This is a genomic window from Zobellia nedashkovskayae, from assembly GCF_015330125.1.
Taxonomy (GTDB): Bacteria; Bacteroidota; Bacteroidia; order Flavobacteriales; family Flavobacteriaceae; genus Zobellia; species Zobellia nedashkovskayae.
In genome coordinates, this window is the sequence record NZ_JADDXR010000002.1 from 2,229,944 (window position 1) to 2,249,447 (window position 19,504).

The 19,504-nt window shown below is 36.9% G+C and carries 9 protein-coding genes and 1 tRNA gene; 2 read left to right on the plus strand and 8 right to left on the minus strand.

From position 1 onward, the window contains the following. Nucleotides 1-231: 231 nt before the first annotated feature. The 8 genes from IWB64_RS20580 to IWB64_RS09370 all read right to left on the minus strand — a co-directional run bounded on the left by IWB64_RS20580 (nt 232) and on the right by IWB64_RS09370 (nt 17,044). Nucleotides 232-3,000 carry a helix-turn-helix and ligand-binding sensor domain-containing protein gene (locus tag IWB64_RS20580; protein ID WP_194533760.1) on the minus strand — a complete coding sequence of 923 codons (2,769 nt, stop codon included), beginning with the start codon at nt 2,998-3,000 and terminating at the stop codon, nt 232-234. Between the two features lie 468 nt (nt 3,001-3,468). After that, on the minus strand, nt 3,469-4,791 hold the full coding sequence (locus IWB64_RS09340) for a glycoside hydrolase family 2 TIM barrel-domain containing protein (RefSeq protein ID WP_194533761.1): 1,323 nt from the start codon (nt 4,789-4,791) through the stop codon (nt 3,469-3,471). Nucleotides 4,792-4,934: 143 nt separating this feature from the next. Next, entirely contained in the window at nt 4,935-6,605 is a 1,671-nt protein-coding gene (locus IWB64_RS09345; protein ID WP_194533762.1) for a family 16 glycosylhydrolase, read from the minus strand. A 10-nt stretch (nt 6,606-6,615) separates the two neighbouring features. Continuing rightward, a complete protein-coding gene (locus tag IWB64_RS09350) occupies nt 6,616-8,679 on the minus strand; it encodes a PKD domain-containing protein (RefSeq protein WP_194533763.1) in 2,064 nt (687 codons plus the stop codon). 18 nt (nt 8,680-8,697) lie between these two features. After that, complete coding sequence (locus IWB64_RS09355) at nt 8,698-10,200, minus strand: RagB/SusD family nutrient uptake outer membrane protein (protein ID WP_194533764.1); 1,503 nt, start codon at nt 10,198-10,200, stop codon at nt 8,698-8,700. A 19-nt stretch (nt 10,201-10,219) separates the two neighbouring features. Next, on the minus strand, nt 10,220-13,366 hold the full coding sequence (locus IWB64_RS09360) for a SusC/RagA family TonB-linked outer membrane protein (RefSeq protein ID WP_194533765.1): 3,147 nt from the start codon (nt 13,364-13,366) through the stop codon (nt 10,220-10,222). 238 nt (nt 13,367-13,604) lie between these two features. After that, a complete protein-coding gene (locus IWB64_RS09365) occupies nt 13,605-16,406 on the minus strand; it encodes a helix-turn-helix and ligand-binding sensor domain-containing protein (RefSeq protein ID WP_226975844.1) in 2,802 nt (933 codons plus the stop codon). A 565-nt stretch (nt 16,407-16,971) separates the two neighbouring features. After that, a tRNA-Met gene (locus IWB64_RS09370) sits at nt 16,972-17,044 on the minus strand. A 192-nt stretch (nt 17,045-17,236) separates the two neighbouring features. On the opposite strand from IWB64_RS09370, the gene IWB64_RS09375 reads away from it, so the two are divergent. Beyond that, nucleotides 17,237-18,601 (plus strand): alanine/glycine:cation symporter family protein, encoded by a 1,365-nt coding sequence (locus tag IWB64_RS09375; protein ID WP_194533766.1) that lies wholly within the window; start codon nt 17,237-17,239, stop codon nt 18,599-18,601. Then, complete coding sequence (era, locus tag IWB64_RS09380; RefSeq protein WP_194533767.1) at nt 18,588-19,472, plus strand: GTPase Era; 885 nt, start codon at nt 18,588-18,590, stop codon at nt 19,470-19,472. The genes IWB64_RS09375 and era overlap by 14 nt, the downstream gene beginning before the upstream one ends. The last annotated feature ends 32 nt before the right edge of the window (nt 19,473-19,504 follow it).

Genomic DNA, 19,504 nt, shown 5'->3' on the forward strand with positions numbered 1-19,504 from the left:
AAGTTCCATCTGTTACCAAAGTAGAGAGATTTATCTTTTGAAAAAGAAAACAGGACCCTACAAAAACATACATATTAAAACAGAACTCCAGTATGCTCTTTAAGTCCTATTGTTTATAGGACTTCATGCCGCTCAATTTTTTGAGGAACTAATAAAAAAAGGTAGTTAAAAAAGAGAATTTAGAAAATTTGTAGGGTTAATGTAGTGGTGTTATTTGGGTTATCTTAACTATTAAACAGAGAGAATGTAGTCCGTAAGTTTTGTTTCTCTTTTTAAATCGAGTTTTTTTCGTAACCTAGAACGCCTTACTTCGACACTTTTTACGGAAATATTTAGTAGTGGAGCTATTTCCTTTGATGAAAGGTTTAAGCGTAGATAGGCGCAGAATTTTAAATCGTTTGATGATAAATTGGGATGAAGTTCTTTGGCTCTTGTTAAAAATTCCCTATCGGTATTATTAAATGCCTCCATGAAAATTTTTCGGTCTTTAGAACTGTTTAAATTTTTGTCTATCAGTTTTACAACTGGATGGGTTTTATTGAAAATATCATTGCTTTTTTTTAGTTCTTTTTTAACCCTTCTCAGCAATTCATTTCTTTTCACCAAGCTCATTGTGGAAATGGCCAACTCGCTATTCTTGCTTTCAATTTCTTGGTTTAGTTTTTCATTTTTAAGGCGTATCATTTCCTGTTCACTTTTAATATATTTCAGTTGTATTTCTCGTTGACTTTCAAGCATCGCTTTTCTGTTTAGTCTACGGTAGTACTTTTTGTAGGATTTGTGGATAAGCAGGCCAAGGCAAAATATGACTAGGGCGTAAGCCAATAAAGCTATGTTGGAGAGATAAAAGGGTCTGGCTATAGTAAAACTGTATTGTATTGTATTCACTGATTCATGGCTTCCAATTTTTGAACGTGCCCTGAATACGTAATCTCCAAATGGCAACTTTTCAAAAGTTATGGATGGTGTTGAGGTCCATTCGCTCCATGAATCGTTTAGTCCCTCTAGTTGATATTGATAGCTAACGTTGGCGTACTTGTTGTATTGAGGAACGCTGTAATTAAAGTTGAGGGTTGATTCTTTATACTGAAACTGACCTTTGTCAAGTTTAGAAACATTCTTGGTACTATTCTCATTTTTTGTAACGTTGACTTTTTCCAAAACTAGTTGATGGGAATTGTTCGGAATCTTGTCAAGGTCTATTAGCAGATATCCATTAGTTTTACCTATCAGGTATTTGTTGTTATCTAATTGGGTGATATTTTCAAAGCTAAGGGTCATTTCCCTCCAATTGTTTTGAATGGGAATGGAGTTGAAGGTCACCATATTGTTCAAAGGCCCTTTTTGGGTATAGGCGATATGGTTTTGGTTGAAGCTCCATAGTCGCTCTTTTTTGTCAAATACTAATTTGCCCGATAGGTATTCTCCATGTGGGATAAGTCGACTCAAAGTTGAATCTCTAATAAAACTTTTTGAGCTGGGTTCAAGTTTGAAAATTCCTTTGTGGTTTGTATAGAGTAAATCGTGACCCATCTTTATTATTCCCGAACCCTTACTTTTTTCTATGTCAGGAATAAGAGTAACGGAATTAAAAGACAATAGGTCGTTATTTAGTTCCAAGCGATAGATTCCTTTGGTTTCATGATTTACCCAAACTTCATGCGTATCTAGAATTTCAAAAAAACGAGAGGAAATTTCAAATCCTTCTATTTTATGATCAAAACTCCAAACGTTTCCATCTTTTTTCATAATCGCCAAGCCCGAATAATGCCCTAGAAGAAGCTTGTCCGGTTGATTAGGAATAGCCCTAAAGTTCCAAACCCCATCAATATGCGCAACTAATGATGCTTTATTTTCGTTAATGGAAAAGACTCCGTTATTGTGTCCACATAGTAATTGACTCTTCGCGGCGTAAAGTGACCAAACTTGTCCTTCTGTCCCTTTGATAAATTTTAAACTTTCATCAGAATCGATATTTTTATAGAACAGTCCTTGATTAGTGCCAATATAGAGTTTTTCATTGTGTATAATAGAGGCGTAGGTTGTTCCAAAAGTACCGTCTCGGTCATTATATTCTCTTATATAGGATTGCCTGTTTATGCAGTCCAGGCCATTGTCTAGGGCGGCCCAGATATTATCGTCGGCGTCTTCAAATAAATTTAGAACGGTATTGTTGCTTAAACCATTCGTTTGGTTAATTAAACTGGTTATTTGGCCATCTATTGACATTGAAACGATGCCTTTTGAGATGGTACCCAACATAAAACTCTTATCCTTTAATTGAATACCTCTAAATACGCGTGTGTTTTTAAGTAACGTATCGGCAGGAATATTCCATTTTTTAAGTGTTTGATTTTCTATTTTGTACAGTCCTTTTGTTCGTGTCAATACTACCAGCTCATCATTTACGGAGAAGATGTTAAGTAGAAATTTTATGTTCAGGTTTTTCGGTATGGTGGCGATTAATTTTTCCGTTCCGTTTTCAAGATTAAATATTCTTCCATCGTATTTCTGAAGATAAATTTTCTGGCCAACCTTGAATAATCTATAGTTGTTTTCTTTGTCCGTAGTAAAGTTCAACTCTTTTGAATCGGTATCATAAAAATAAAGGCGATTGTAAGATTGAAAAATTACATATTTATCTAGACCTTCAATATTCCATATGATTTCATCTTCGAATAACTCTTTTTTTATGGAGTTGGAGATAGATTGGTAGTCCATAACCCCTTTATCCGTTTTGGTCCAAAAACCAAATTCCATATAACTACCTGTATAGATTTTGTCCTTATAGGAAGATAATGAACGAATTGCAGCATTGTGGACCGAGGGGTATAGAGCCCATCTCGAACCATCATATTCTAATAGCCCTTCATTATTGGCCACATATATGTTGCCTTGAGGATTTTGTGTTACATCCCAATTTTGATTCTCGGCGCCATATTCTGAAGCTGAAAACTTAATGATCGGGGGTGTTTCTTGAGAGTGTAGGAATTGAAACACTAAAAAAAATATGACTGAAAGTTTATAATATCTTTCAAAACTTAAGGCTACGGAGTTAAGCATGTTTTATATGGTGTAATCTATAGTTCATCAAACAAATTTATAAATATGTAATTTGGTGACGGACCTTGTCATAGATAATATAGTTTATTTAATTTGGACTCAACCTATCAAAAATGTAAACCATGTAAGGGTGCTTGCAGTATTGGTTTTCCATTTTCAGAATTAAGTAAGGAAAATTAGACATAAAAAAAGCCTCTCAATTTCTTGAAAGGCTTGTCTTCTCGAGTAATGGGGGACTGGACTCGAACCAGAAACTTTAGGGTTATGAGCTATCTGTCCTGATTTTTATTGGACTCATGGTTCATCTGTTATGAAATTGTAAAATCGTAACTAGGTTTAGTATTGAGCTAAATGTTTAAAAAAACAAAATTCTTTTACGAGGTTTTTAAAGCGGTCTTCCAACAATTATTCAACTAAGAATGGTATGTTGGCGGTAGCGGCCTGATTGTTTCCATCGGAGGCATATACAAATAATCTATAGGCTCCTTTGGGTGGGGAATTAAATATAATCTTATTTTCTTTTTGCGATACTATCAATCCTTCTATGACTTTTGGGCGAATTTCATGGTCACCTCCGTCTTTTAAATCGGTACTCTCGCGCATTATTTCCCAAGAATAGGTAATGGAATCTTTTTCTTGGTCCATTACATTTAGAAGGGCACTGTACTGTTTTTTTACCTCTAATGTTACATTGTCGTATGCCGTTTTACCTTCAATTACGAATTTTTCTATGCTAGGTGTTCTGTTTTCAGGCCATTTCCTGTTCCATAGATAATGCATTACATCTACAGATTCCGTTTCCTTGCCATTCTCCAAGAAAATACCATACCAAGTAGGTGTACGTTCTTGCTTATTTCCCCAAAGAAAAACATACGAACCTATACATTGCAGGGAATCGGCTGCAATTCCTCCTTGATATCGTTTTAAGTAATTGTTAGCTTTTAAAGAGCTATTCTCTTCAATAGGAGCTCCCCAATCGGTCGTTGGCACCTCCCAATGACCGGTGGCTCCCCATTCAGTAACCATATAAGGGCCGTTCCACCCAAACTTTTTAATTAAATAGGGAAGATTGGGCAAGTCGCCATACATTTGAACCGATAAAATATCTAGGTCTGGACACCTTTCTTTAATATAGTCCACTTCTTTTTGAGACAAGCCTGCTAGACTAGTTGTGGTAGGATGGTTAGGGTCTAGGGCATGAATCATTTTAGATATATCATTTACGGCATCCCACACTTTTGGGTTTTTATAATGAAGGTTAAGTTCGTTACCAATACCCCATATCAATAGAGCTGGATGATCTTTTATGTCCAGTACTTTGTTTTTGATATCTTTAAGTTGGTTTTGGACTATGACTTCATTATCGTAATCAAACCCATGACGTTCCCTGCCAACTTCAATACCCATTGTTACCATGATTCCATTTTTGTGGGCCTCATCAAGTACCTCCTTCGCCGATTTTTGACCATTCTCAGTACGCCAAGTTCTAAATGAATTTGCATTATGTTCGGCCAATGCGGGCACATTACCATATTCAAGGCCGGCACCTTTTATGTAAAATTCCTCGCTATTGACCAACAATCTATATTTCTCGCCTTTTTTGCTTATTTCAACTCTTGCTGGCGTCTCTACATTCTTCTGTAACATGGATTGATTGCCTTTATTTTCGACAATTTGCTTGCAGGAAGCGACTATGCAGACAAGAAGAAAAAATAATGATCGTTTCATTTTAACTTAATTTCCAATTATTACTTCTTTAACGGCCCTTACAAAATGTTGTTTTTGTGTTTGCCTACAACAAGTTTTGCAATGAAACACCAGTTTGTACATAACTAGTCTTAAACACCGCAGGTAGAACTAACAGCAATTAATTACTGATAAACCCTTATATAATCAATTTCCATAGTGTCCTCTGCAAATTCAGAATCGATTGTTCCTCCAAGTGTACCGCCCATAGCTACATTTAGGATAAAAAAGAAATCATCATTAAATGGTGTACTCTCAGTGTTGTCAAAACTGTTATGCACAGGGTTGTCATCTACCAAAAATTGTATATTATCTGGGGTCCATTCTACAGTGTAATTATGGAATTCGGAAGTGGAGTTAGTAACTTCGGTCGAACCTGTTACTCCTTCACCTCCAAAGTTTTCGGTAAAATGAAGGGTGCTTAAAGTGGTACTCTTATCGTTCCCTGTTTGCTCCATAATATCAATTTCACCACATGCTGGCCAACCTACCGTATCAAAATTAGCGCCCAATGCCCAGATTGCTGGCCAGGTTCCTTCTGACGATGGCAACTTAGCCCTGATTTCAACTCTACCGTAGGTGAATTCTTGTAAGTTTTCAGATTTTAATCGTGCTGAAGTATATCCGCCCGTGCCGTCAGCTTTTGCGGTTATTTTTAGTATACCATCCTCAATTCGTGCATTTTCCAATTCATTGGTATAGGTTTGCGATTCTTGATTTCCCCAACCGCCGGCACCTAGGTCATAACCCCAATTGTTTGGGTCAGGTGCTCCATCTACATCAAACTCATCGGCCCAAATTAAATTGTCATAGACCGATTCAAAACCATCCTCTCCTTCTACGGGTCTAGTTGAAGTGAATTTTTGATACCAAGCATTGACTCCACCAGCTTCAATAATTCTAACTTCAAGAAAATCTTCGGTAACCGAAATAATATCATAAGAGCTTGCTCCAACATACCATCCCATAAATCCACCGTCAGATATTTCAAAAGCGGTTCCTCTATAAGGTTGTTCATTGTAAGTACCTTCTAAAGCTGCTTTGGACGTTGAAGGTCCGAATGTAACACTTTTAAGACCGAACATTGTTGTGGCTACGCTTTCGTCATGACAGGTATCGCCATCAACGCCAATAACGCCGGCATATGTGCCAGGAATAAATGCCGGACCTTCTGTTTGTTCAAAAGTAAGACCCTCTTCTAACCGTGTAAATACAAATTCATTGGTATACATACAAGATTTCTCTTCATCCCACGGCCCAATTGAGTTCCACCATGCTTCATAGGCAAATTCACCGTTTCCATAATCTTCTTCCACAGGACCTAAACCTACGTGTGTTGGAATATTAGAAGCCCAGTACCATGTTTTTGTTTCGCCTAAGACCGTTCCCGCTAACATATTTACTGCTTCAAGGTCTGAGAATGAGCTAAATACTTCTACATTCATGGAAGTGCTAGATATAACTCCACCAGTACCAACAGCATTAACTACAACCGTATACGTATTTAGTCCAGTAACACTAAATCTATGTTCTATCTCACCTGTAGGAGAAAGTCCTTCACTACCATCACCAAAATGGAATTGATAAGTTATTTCATCATCTGCCGTAGATGTAAAATTAACGGTACCACTACCATCACCATAAGGATTATCCGCATCGGCCCCTACTATTTCTGCAGCGATGCTAACGTTAGTAGGTGCTATGATTTCGCCAACTCTTGCATCATCTTCTTGACAGCTTGTAGAAGCTAGCATTAGTGTCAAAACCAACCCGATATAGTATTTCATGTTTTTCATAATTATTTTTTTAGATTTTTACAAGCTTGTATTGCCAAAAAGCTCCGCCAGCGTCAATGCTAACATTCATCGTATTATCGTTATCAAAAGTGACATTATAAATAATAGCATCAGGTGCATCATCAGGACTTGTCAGTTCTGCACCATTTACAGGTTTTGGTATTCCAATAAACGACCCCTTACCATTAAGGGTAAATGTGCCCGCACCACTGTCATAAGTATATGTTGCAGAAACAGAACCATCATGTGGCGCAACGGGGGCTCCACAAGAATCTGCACCACCTTGCCAAGCTTCGGTCCAAGTTTCAGTTCCTAAAACATTCTGAAAAGATCCATCTGCACCAAATACAAACAAATCATCATAATAACATGCTCTTACGCCTACACAGGCTGCATCACAATTCCACCAACTTGTATCTCCATTTGCCGGCCCCACACCTAAAGCGCCTCCTTCTTGGGCCATTTGCCACGTTCCCGTTAAGGGTGTTGTAACCTCGCCGGCTCTTATTAGTTTATAATGCCAAAAAGCGCCGCCAGCATCGATGGTAAAAGATATCGTGTCATTATCTAAGAACTCAATGTTATAAGTTATTGAAGCAGGAGCATCTGCAGGACTTGCTAGTTCTCCTCCATTATAAGGTTTAGGAATTCCTATGAACGCACCAACTCCGTTTAGGGTAATGGTACCGGCTCCTTCATCATATGTGTAGGTTGCCGGATTTGAGCCGTCATGTGGCGCTATGAGCGTTCCGCATGAGTCTGTACCACCTTGCCAAGCTTCAGTCCAGGTTTCTGTTCCCAAATCATTTTTGAAAGAGCCATCTTGTCCAAAAATGTATATATCATCATAAAAACACGCTCTTTCAGCAACACAGGCGTCATCACAGTTCCACCAGCTTGTGTCGCCAAAGGCTGGACCTACACCTAAAGCGCCTCCTTCCGGAGCCATTATCCATTGACCGGGCAATCCCGTAGCCCCGCTTGATGGTATGTTTTGTGTAATATCATCTATATAGAAGGTCCAGTCTGTTCCACCATCTCCTACAGCACCAAAATCAAAAAAGAAAACTAGTTTTTGATATGACTGGGATTCATCAATATCTGAGAAATCAAAAGTAACTTCCTCCCACGTACTATTGCCAGATAAGGTAATTTCCTTTTCAATATTAATAGTGCTATCATCAAGGTTTTCAATTTTCAATACTAGTTTTCCATCCGATCTTGGCGACCAAACTTTCACATTTATAACCTTCTTGATAGAAAAGTCTATAGGAGCTGATAAGGTAATTACATTACCTGCCCATACTTCAGGACCACCTTTGACAATTTGACCAACCATTGCCGAATCATTTCCGTTTGTGTCGGGGTTATCTATTACAGCTGCCGAAGCCCCACCAAAACCAATAAATACCGAATCATCAAAAAGTTCAAAATCAATAGGCAGTTCTACAGGAGCGGAAATAGTGATTAACTGTTCTAATTCAGTAGTTGTGGTACCACCGCTTAAGGCTACAACCTTAATGGTATATTCGCCTACACCTTGATATTCGTGGCTTATTGCTCCATCAATTTCTAGTGGAGTACCTTCTTCATCAGGGTTAGCAGTATCAAAGTATACCAAATAGCTAGATGCGAAATTGGCAGATGCGGTCACATTTAGTAAAAATGGATTCGTGCCGTCTATTTCTGAATTAATAACTAGATTTTCAGGTGCTTTAAACGAAACGTTAATCGTTTGTGTATTTGTCGCAGATTTACCATTTACACTAGTAGCTGTAATTTTAATCTCATAAGTTCCTTCGGCGTATATATGTTCTACATATTCTCCGGCTGTCAATGATTCAGAAGGTTCTGACCCATCGCCAAAATCTATACTGTAACTTGCCGCTCCATCACTTGTTGGCGTAATCTTCGTTAGCCCTGTATTATCTGGAGTTACGTTTACACCAGCGGAAATGTTGGCTGGTGCTGTAATGCCGTTCACAAAGTCTGTTTCTCCAAAGGTATCATTCTCACAACTCCAGACTAGAGTACTAAGTATAATGGCGGTTATTATATATTTAAATGCTTTCATAAGATGTATTTTATTTTTTTAGTAGCCCTCGTTTTGTGATAACCCGGAAATATCTATCTCTCTTTGAGGAATTGGAAATAACCCATTTGTAGCTGAACTATAGCCACTTCCTAAGATTGTAGCAGCTTGCCCTGTTCTAACCAAATCGAAAAAGCGATCTCCTTCCATGCCAAGCTCTAAACGTCTCTCGTTCCAAATAACTTGCGATGTTGCAGTAATACGATGGTCTTCATCACCAAAGGCTCTGTCGCGAACCATATCTAAATATGATTGTGCTTTTGCTTGATTAACTGCGGATGCTCTTAAATTTGCTTCCGAAGCCATTAACAAAACATCTGCATAGCGTATTATACGGTGATTGTTTTCGTAATTCAACTCTGGTTGCCCACTTGTCTGCCCTTTTCTAGGTAAATACTTTTTGTTGTACAGACCTGTATTTTTGAATGGGGCAACTTGGTATGTTACATTAAGGTTGGGATTGTTTTCTGCATACGCTGCAACATCAAAAACGGTTGCATCTTTTCTTTGGTCACCATCTTCATAAGCAGCTGCCAAATCTTGTGTTGGCAGGTTCGTACTCCAACCAGAATTGTATGGCATATCTTCAGTACCGTTAAATCCTCTTACCCCGCATTGTTGTACGGCATAATTTCCTTGACCTCTAGTTTGTCCACCCCAGTTGTAATAAGGGGAACCATTTGAATACTGTACTTCATAAACTGATTCTGGTCCGTTTTCTCCTTCTAAAAGAAATATATCATCAAAATTGGAAACCAAACTAAATGGGCCGTTCACTACATTTTCTAACATAGTAGCGGCTAAATCAAATTTATCTTGATATAAGTATACTTTACCCAGTAAAGCTTGAGCGGCATATATGGTAACTCTCCCTTGTTGAGATGCCGTTGATGGCAATATAGCTATAGCGTTAAGTAAATCTGATTCGATTTGTGCGTAAACATCTGCTTTTGGAGACCTTTGTAAGGTTCCAAAATCATTTAATCCTAGCTTATAATCCGTGAAGAGTACAACGTCTCCAAACATTTTGACTAAATTGAAATAATAATAAGCTCGTAAAAAATGTACTTCGCCATACATGGCTTCTTTACCATCAAATTCAACAGTCTCGCCTAATAAATTAACATCCTTATAATCAATAAGGTAATTAGTTCTGTTTACCCCTTCGTAAGCTGATTTCCATAAATCTTCTAGCGTGCTATTATTTGCTAATAATTGATAGTCATAGTCGTCTATATTTTGTAACGTAAGTACATCCGAAGCATTTTCACCTCCTGCAACGGCGTTATCCGATGCAATATCGCCAAGAACTACGATGCCGTTTAGCCATTGTGTTGGTGTATAACAACTTACGGCCATAGTTTGGTAATCTGATTCTGTTCTCAAATAATCTACCTCTGTTACGGCATACTCATCATGCGGGTCAAATTCAACAACGTCTGAACAACCAACAAAGATTGAAAGTATGATGATTAACCCAATACTGTTTTTTATATTTTTCATACTGTTATTTTTTCGGGTATTAAAATTTAAGATCTAAACCAATTAATAATGTTCGTGCTTGCGGATATGCACCCCTGTCAATACCGGTATCTAAAATGCCCCCTGAAATCTCAGGATCATAGCCGGTATACTCTGTAAGCGATACAAGGTTTTTAGCCTGAGCATAAATACGGATTTTGCTAAAAAAGGTATTTGATGATTCAGGTAACGTATAACCTAACATTAAACTCTTAATTTTTACAAAACTGCCATCTTCCACATATCTATCTGAAGGTCTTATATTACTGTTTGTATCAGCAAAAGTGTAACGTGGGTTTTTGGCATCGTTTGTTGATCCTTCTCCCGTCCACCTATTTAAAATACTTCTGTCTTTGTTCGTATACAATGCATTACGTTCATACGCTCTATAGATATCATTACCTACAGAAGCATAGGTAAACATGCTGAAGTCAAAGTTTTTAAAATCAAAACCTAAATTCCAACCTAATGTAAAATCTGCAAAGGGATCTCCTATTTTGGTTTTGTCATCATCGTTAATAATACCGTCATTGTTGGAGTCTACAAAGCGGATATCTCCCGGTTGCGCTCCAGTTTGGGTTGCATGTGCTGCAATTTCAGTTTGGTTTTGAAATAATCCATCCGTTTGATAACCGTAAAAATATCCTGGTGTAAAGCCTTTTTCAAATCGTGTAATATCGTGGGCTTGACCATTAAAAATAGAACCTCCAGGTACAAATGCCGTACCATCGCTATTTGTTTCCGTAACTAAGTTGGTAGAACTTGTAAAAGTTATAGAGGTATTGAATTTAAAATTTTTAGAATTGCCGTTACTGTACCCAATGGTTAAATCAACACCTTTACTTTCTGTGCTACCAATATTGGATTGAACAGGTTCTGATGTTCCGGCATAAAGAGGCGGTGCATCTGTAAACAACAATCCATCAACAGATTTATTAAAATAATCTGCAGTTATAGATAAGTCATTAAATAATGTAGCATCAAAGCCTATGTTATATTGCGTTTGTTCTTCCCAACTGAGTGTTGGGTTGCTAAATGAATTTACAGTTGCTCCAGAAACAAATTCAGTTCCAAAAGTATATCCATTACTATTTGCCGTTGTATTATAACTTGGTCCTCCAACGGTAATGCTTACATACTGTGGGTCTATATTTTCGTTACCAACTGTACCATAACTTCCTCTAATCTTCAATAAATTAATGTCCTTCACATTGAAAAAGCTTTCATTAGAAATAACCCAGCCTAATGAACCTGCATAAAAATTCGCAAATTTATTATCATCTCCAAAGGCTATGGAACCATCACGTCTTGCAGAAAATGAAGCTAAGTACTTACCGGCATAATCATAATTTATTCTACTGAAGTATGACATGTTCCTACGCTCTAGATCTTGGCTGCTTGACCCCGTATAGGCGTTTATGTTCAACTCGGTATTTACTCCTGTCGCAGCAGAAATATCAGCCCAATCCCAAGAGTTATCTCTTACGTCTTGTCGTGTTACGCTTATTTCGTCACCTGTAGATTTACTTCTTGAAATTCCTAAAACAACATCAAAATTGTGTTTTTCATTTAAGATGAAGTTGTAGCTCGCAAAGGTTTCGAACGTATAACTAAAATTAGATTCTTCCTTCTCAGTCACACTATTATGAAATAAAGGAATAATACTACTAGTATCATCTCCATTATCAACTACCTGAGTTTTAATGGAACCGTCTGAATTGTAGTCACTAGATACATTATTTGGACCATAATAGGTGAGTGGTGTAAATTCTTTACTTACTTGATTCCATTTGGTATAACCTAATCTTGAGGTTATTTTGAGGTTGTCCAAAATATCATATTGAAATTCGAACTTACCATATAACTTATCTCCATTGTTACTATTGTAAGTGTTTTCTAACCGTTGTACCGGATTAAAAATCTCAGATAACAACAAGTTGCTATATCCATATGTAGCAACGTCATTAGGGTCTGTGTTGTAGGGGGCTACAGTTGGGTCAAAATTTACGGCATTACCTAGAATAGAGTTAAAGGAATTCTCTGCTATAGATTTACTTTTTATGTTAGCATAACTAGTGTTAAGTAGAAATTTTAATCTTGGAGTTAATTGGAAATCTAAATTTGCCGTAACGTTTAGTCTATCAAAATTTGACTTATCACTGCCACCAACTACACCGCCTTGACTTAAATATCCGGCAGATAAAAAATAGCCAACGTTTTCGGACCCTCCTCTAGCCGATATGGTATGTGAAGTTATACCGGCATCTTTAAAAATTTCATCTTGCCAATCTGTACCCTGCCCTAAATTGGAAATATTAGAGTAAATCAAATTTCCGCCTGCGGCGGTACTTCCTTCATTGGCCATTACAGCATATTCAGAGGCATTCAACAACCCTAGTCTTCTAATGACAGATTGGTTACCTGTATAAGTACTATAGTTAAATTCTGTTTTTGAATTTTTTCTACCTCCTTTAGTAGTTACTACAATAACACCATTTCCTCCCTTTACACCATAGATGGCCGTGGAAGCGGCATCCTTTAGAATATTAAGAGATTGAATATCTGCTGAGTTTATAGAATTTAAGTCGTCTAAACTTTGTGGTACACCATCAATAATAACTACAGGGTCAACACCGGAGAAAGAAGGAATACCACGTACTAATACGGTTGGCTTACTACCCGGTGATCCACTTTGAATAACAGATACCCCTGAGGCACTACCTTGTAGAGCTTCTTCTACTCGTAATGGCTTTAGTTTTTCAATGGCTTCTGCTTTTACCGTAGAAATAGCACCGGAAACTTTAGTTACTTTTTGAGTTCCATAGCCAACAACCACTACTTCTTCCAAAGCGCTTACATCATCTTGCATTATAATGGTAAGGTTGTCAGAATTCTGGATGGTAACCTCTTGGGTAATAAAACCCAAATAAGAGAAGATGAGAATATCTCCTTGCGAGATATCTTTAAGGGAAAAGACACCTTCAAAATCTGTTGCGGTTCCTGTTGTGGTGTTCTTAATAATTATGCTTACACCAGGCAATGGCTCATTAAAACTAGCATCTTTTACAACTCCGTTAATCGTTAGATCTTGACTATATAATGTTGGCATGCAACATAGTAGAATAAGAAAAATAAAAGTGTTCTTCATTTGTAGTATATTTTGAAATCACAATTTATTTCTTAGAGAGTGTGAATCCAAAAAGTACACCCCAACAAAAATTATACATACCTAAAAAAAGTATGTTATAAAATGAATATTTGGTGATAAAGACCTATAATATTGCGGGTTTCGTAATATCGAAGGAGTTATAAATGATTAACAAAAGATTAAGAAAACTCTATTTGTATGGGTAATGTTGTGGTAAAAAGAAGTGGTGTTGTGCTTTCTAAAGATTCAAGATGTAATCGGTAAGGTTGTTTCCATGCGGTAAGGCCATTTTTTTGCGTAGTCTATATCGTTTTACTTCTACACTACGGCTTGAAATATTGAGTAATGGAGCTATCTCTTTGGAAGATAGATTTAGTCTTAGGTAAGCACATAAACGCAAGTCATTAGGAGTCAGTTCGGTGTGCAATATTTTTACTTTCTTTAAGAAGTCTTTGTCCGCGTTGTTAAAAGCTTCTTCAAAGAGTCTCCAATCATCGGCGTTATTAATGTTACGGTCTATTGTCCGTATCACCGATTTTATTTTTGGGTTATCATTGTTCTCCTTTAATTGTTGTTTGATTGTATTTAAAAATTCGTTCTTTTTAATAAGGCTCATGGTAGATACGGCAAGTTCCCTATTCTTACTGTCTATTTCACTTTGTAGTTTTTCATTTTTAATTTGGACAATCTCCTTTTGCGCTTTTAGTTTTTTACGCTTCAGCCTTTTTCTGCTTTCTTTCATCAACAAATCTTGTTGTTTTTTGTAATGCCTTTTATATAATTTATGAATCAGGGCGGTAATGAGAACAAGAGCAATAAAATAACCTAAAATGGCCAGGTTGGATAAATACCAAGGTCTTGCGATTACAAATTTAAATGAAGCTGTATTGTTTGTGAGGGTATTTCCTGCCTTTGCTCTTACTCTAAATGTATAATTACCATAGGGTAAATTTTTGAACGATACTTGAGGCAGGGTGGACCAATTGCTCCATTCATCGTAAATCCCGTCTAGTTGATATTGATAAGACACCTCGGTAAATTTATCGAACTCGGGTACACTAAAGTCGAAGTTTAAATTGTTTTCTGAATATTTAAACTCGTTATACCCATTAATTTTTACAGCTATTTTATCAGCATCATAAAATTCTTTTGAAACCGAATTTATAGAGATATGATATTCATGCTTCTTTAATTTATTCAAATTCAGTGTAACATACCCATTAGAAATCCCTATTAAGTAAAGTTCATCCTTTAAATGGGTTATTGATTCAAACCCAAAAACACCCATACTGTTTCTGAAGGATTTGGGTATCGGAATTCTATTGGCTACAAGATCACTGTTGAATTGACCGGGTGTGGCGTATATTATGTTGTTATCTGTAAATCCCCAAAGTTTTCCAGTACTTTCATTGGGAGTAAGCACTCCTATGATATTATCATCGGTATTAAAAAAATTAGCTGTTAAAAGCGTATCAGAAATGAAATTTTGCCGTTTATTATCGAATTTAAAAACCCCATTGACGGTAGTATATATTATTTCGCCATTGAATTTAACCAAACTTGATCCGGTGCCTTTTGAGAGCTCTTTTTTAATGTTTAGCGCTTTCTTAAATTCATTGTCAATTTCGATATCAAAAATGCCTATGTATTCATGATTTACTAGAATGCGGTGATTATCTACAAACTCAAAAAATCTACTAGAACTATTAAATCCCTCTATTTTGTTACGAAATCGCCAACGGCCATCTGTTCGTTCAAGAACACTCAATCCTTTATAATTTCCTTGAAGCAATAGATTTTTGTTCGATTGAATCTGTTTAACATCCCATGTTCCTGGTAACTCAGAAATTTGGTCTGCCACATCCTCATTAATTACAAACGTTCCCGAATTATGCCCGCAGAAAAGTTCCTCCCCAATTTGCTTTAAGACCCATACTTGTCCTTCCGTATTTTTTACCAGTTTATAATTACTTTCTTCATTTTCTCTTTTAACAAATAAGCCCTGATTCGTTCCTAAGTACCTAAAACCATTGAACAGTTTTGAAGTGTATACAACACCTATTCTTCCAACTTGATCAATATACTCCTTGAAGGGTGAATTTAGGTTTATAACACTAATACCATTGTCTAGGCCCAACCAAAGATTACGGTCTACATCCTCAAAAAGAGATAAGACTGTATTATTGTTCAGACCTTTCTCTTGATTGATTCTGGCAATAATATTTCCATTTTCGTCAATATGATAAATCCCGTTTGAAATAGTTCCCAAAACAAATGAACCATCTTTTAATTTTATACTACTATATACTTTTATCAATGCCAACTCATTGTCGGCCGAGATATTCCATCTCTGAAGACCATTTTTATCCAAAAAATAAAACTCCCCTTGCTCAGTCACTAATAAAGTGCTTTCCCGTATGGAAAAAGCGCCAACCACTATATCGCTTTTCAGGACGATATCATCAGATACCAGCACAGGTTTTCCGTTTTCAATTGTAAAAATACCTTCGTTGATTTTTTGAAAGTAGACCCTGTTTCCAACCTCTAGAATCTCGGCTCTAGTGGTTTTGGCTTCGAGCATTTTGAACGATTCGTCAACAGTATTGTATATGTATATGCGGTCTAAGGATTGAAATAATACCCAATCTTTAAATTCCGATATGTTCCAAAAGTGTTCATCCTCTATCAGCGGGATTTGAAGTTTGGTAGATATGGAATAATATTTAAGATTACCGAATTCATCCTCCTTCCAAAACCCAAATTCCATATAACTACCCGTATAGATACGAGAGCCAATAACTTTAACAGATCTTAGATATGTTCCGTTGGGAGATGGGTACAATTTCCAATTAGTTCCATTAAATTCAAGTAAACCATTATTGTTTGCGACATAAATGTGCTTGTCATCCGATTGGGAAACCGACCAGTTTTGATTTCCTGACCCATAATCAATTGGACCATAATTTTGAATAGGAGGTAGCTCTTGGGAAAAAGTACCAAAAGAAAATGATAAAAAAATTATTATAATAAAACCTCTCAAATGATTCAATATTAATATGTCTATACTAAATATAGGATTTATTATCTTATATGTATGTCGGATATACCAATAGCTCCAAGGTAAGCCAGGAGTGCGAACTCTTTATTGGGCAGGAAATTGTCTTAATAAAGAGGTTTATAATAAAAATTAAAGCACTTTGTAGGTTTACACTATTTACCATCTCCACAGTATAGAGCTTGTAAACATTATATTACAGAGTTTATATGATGGTTGGAATAGGCATTATGTCAAAATCGGAAATTTAGTCTTTCTGTGTTTCAAACTCGGTTTGGTTGTCGCAGTTTTACTTGTATATTTTAATTTATCGGTCTTTGGTATGAAATGAAAAATAAATGAACCAAGATTTTTCCAGAGTAGCTTCTCGTTCATTTTTTTATAGGCTTGGCCACTTGTAAACATTGACACCACTGTATGAATTGCAGGTTCGACATAGTTAATTTTCATGAGGCAAAATGTTTACGCTTTTGCTTACGGAGTATAGTTATACGGAAGTGCAAGACATAAAAAAAGCCTCTCAGTTTCCTAAAAGGCTTATCTTCTCTAGTAGCGGGGACTGGACTCGAACCAGCGACCTTCGGGTTATGAGCCCGACGAGCTACCTACTGCTCTACCCCGCGATATGGGTTTTTATCTCACTTGTCTTGCGACTACAGGTCATTAAGCTGACGAGATAAAGGTGCGCTACTATTTGTAACGGGCTGCAAATATACAACTGTTTTTTACTTAAAACCAAACTTAGGGCAGAAACTTTTTTAGCATACCTTAAAAAATATCCAAATTCCATACCTTAGGAGCTTGCAAGCCTATTTATGGATACAATAAACGATTTTATTTCTGCCGCACTGCCTTATACGGAGTGGCCAATGTTTCTCTTACTTATTGGTGGAGGACTTTTTTTAGTATTTTATTCTAAGTTTTTACCCTATCGTTTCTTTGGCCACGCCATTGCAATTACGGCGGGTAAGTATGATAATGATAAAGCGGAAGGTGATGTTAGTTCTTTTCAAGCGCTTTCCGCGGCAGTTGCTGCTACGGTAGGTCTTGGAAACATATCTGGTGTAGCTATTGCTATCCATGATGGCGGTCCCGGTGTTGTTTTTTGGATCTGGGTTACCGCAATCATCGGTATGTGTATCAAATTTTATTCGTGTAGTCTGGCGGTTATGTTCCGTAGTACGGATTCTGATGGTAAATTGCAGGGTGGCCCAATGTATTACATCACACAAGGCCTTGGCCCAAAGGCAAAACCATTGGCTATATTTTTTGCGGTCTGTGGGTTGTTTGGTTTTCTGGGAGTATTTACGGCTAATCAGTTTACGGAAACTTTCATGAGTGTAGTAGAACCTTCCGAAACACTTTTTCAGATGAGTGAGATGAATTGGAAGTTGAGTATTGGGGTAATTCTTGCCTTGGTTACCTCATTCGTAATTTTTGGAGGATTAGAAAAAATAGCTAAAGTAGCATCTGCTATTGTACCTTTTATGGTAATGGTGTATTTAATAGCTGTTGTGATAGTGATGGTATTGAATGCTTCGCAAATTATTCCATCTTTAAAATTAATAATTACAGAAGCATGGAACTTTAATACTATAGTCACCGGAGGTTTCTGGGGGCTGGTTATAATAGGTGTCCGCCGGGCTATGTTTTCTAATGAAGCAGGTTTGGGTAGCGCTCCTATGTATCACGGGCAATCAAAGACAGATAATCCTATTAAGGAAGGTCTTGTCGCAATGTTAGGTCCATTTATAGATACTATTTTGGTATGTACCTTTACAGCAGTTGTTATAATTTTAAGCGGCGCTTATTTAGAAGAAGGTAGCGGAATTGTAATGACGCTTTCCGCGTTCGAAACTACACTTTTTGGTTATGGTGATGTTTTGCTAATGGTAATTGTAACTGCCTTTGCCATGTCTACCTTGTTTACCTACTCATATTATGGTGTAAAATGCCTTTCTTTCTTGACTAATGCAAAAATTGGGAAGTTTTACAATTGGTATTTCGTAATCATGATTATTTTTGCAGCAGTAGCTTCGTTAGATTTGGTTAAAAACCTGATAGATCTATCGTATGCGCTTATGGTCATACCGAATATGATTGCCGTTTTATTACTGGCACCGAAAGTAAATGCAGCGGCGGCCGACTATTTTAAAAAAATTAAAGATGCAAAAGCATAAAGCAGGATTCGTAAATATTATTGGCAACCCCAACGTGGGCAAGTCTACTTTGATGAACGCTTTTGTAGGCGAGAAGTTATCTATCATTACCTCAAAGGCTCAGACTACAAGACACCGTATTCTTGGTATTGTTAATGGGGATGATTTTCAGGTGATTCTTTCCGATACTCCTGGTATCATTAAACCGGCTTACGAACTACAATCTTCCATGATGAATTTTGTAAAGTCGGCTTTTGAAGATGCAGATGTACTTTTGTACATGGTAGAAATAGGTGAAAAGGCTTTAAAAGATGAAGCATTCTTCGAAAAGATAAAGAACAGTAAGATTCCGGTTTTATTACTGCTGAATAAAGTGGATATCACTACACAGGAATTGTTGGAGGAACAAGTTCAGTATTGGCAAGAAATGCTTCCAACGGTAGAATTACATCCTATTTCAGCTTTATCGAACTTCAATATTAAGAATGTTTTTGAACGTATTATAGAATTGCTTCCAGAAGCACCTGCATATTATCCTAAAGACCAACTGACGGATAAGCCCGAACGATTTTTCGTTAACGAGACTATTCGCGAGAAAATCTTAATGCACTACAAAAAAGAGATTCCCTACTCTGTGGAGATCGATACCGAAGAATTTTTTGAAGATGAAGATATCATTAGAATGAGAGCGGTTATTATGGTAGAACGCGATTCTCAAAAAGGTATCATTATTGGTCATAAAGGTAGTGCCCTTAAAAGGGTAGGAGTAGAGTCCCGTAAAGACCTAGAAAAGTTTTTTGGCAAACAAGTGCATTTAGAATTGTACGTGAAGGTCAATAAAAACTGGCGTAGTGATGCTCGTCAGCTAAAACGCTTTGGTTACAATAACTAAAACTTCTTAACGATTTAGTAGCGTTCTTTTAA

Excerpts from the sequence above, each read along its gene's own strand:
- IWB64_RS09360 (WP_194533765.1), bottom strand. The coding sequence starts at position 13,366 with ATGAAGAACACTTTTATTTTTCTTATTCTACTATGTTGCATGCCAACA.
- IWB64_RS09375 (WP_194533766.1), top strand. The coding sequence starts at position 17,237 with ATGGATACAATAAACGATTTTATTTCTGCCGCACTGCCTTATACGGAG.
- IWB64_RS09345 (WP_194533762.1), bottom strand. The coding sequence starts at position 6,605 with ATGAAAAACATGAAATACTATATCGGGTTGGTTTTGACACTAATGCTA.
- IWB64_RS09350 (WP_194533763.1), bottom strand. The coding sequence starts at position 8,679 with ATGAAAGCATTTAAATATATAATAACCGCCATTATACTTAGTACTCTA.
- IWB64_RS09340 (WP_194533761.1), bottom strand. The coding sequence starts at position 4,791 with ATGAAACGATCATTATTTTTTCTTCTTGTCTGCATAGTCGCTTCCTGC.
- IWB64_RS09355 (WP_194533764.1), bottom strand. The coding sequence starts at position 10,200 with ATGAAAAATATAAAAAACAGTATTGGGTTAATCATCATACTTTCAATC.
- era (WP_194533767.1), top strand. The coding sequence starts at position 18,588 with ATGCAAAAGCATAAAGCAGGATTCGTAAATATTATTGGCAACCCCAAC.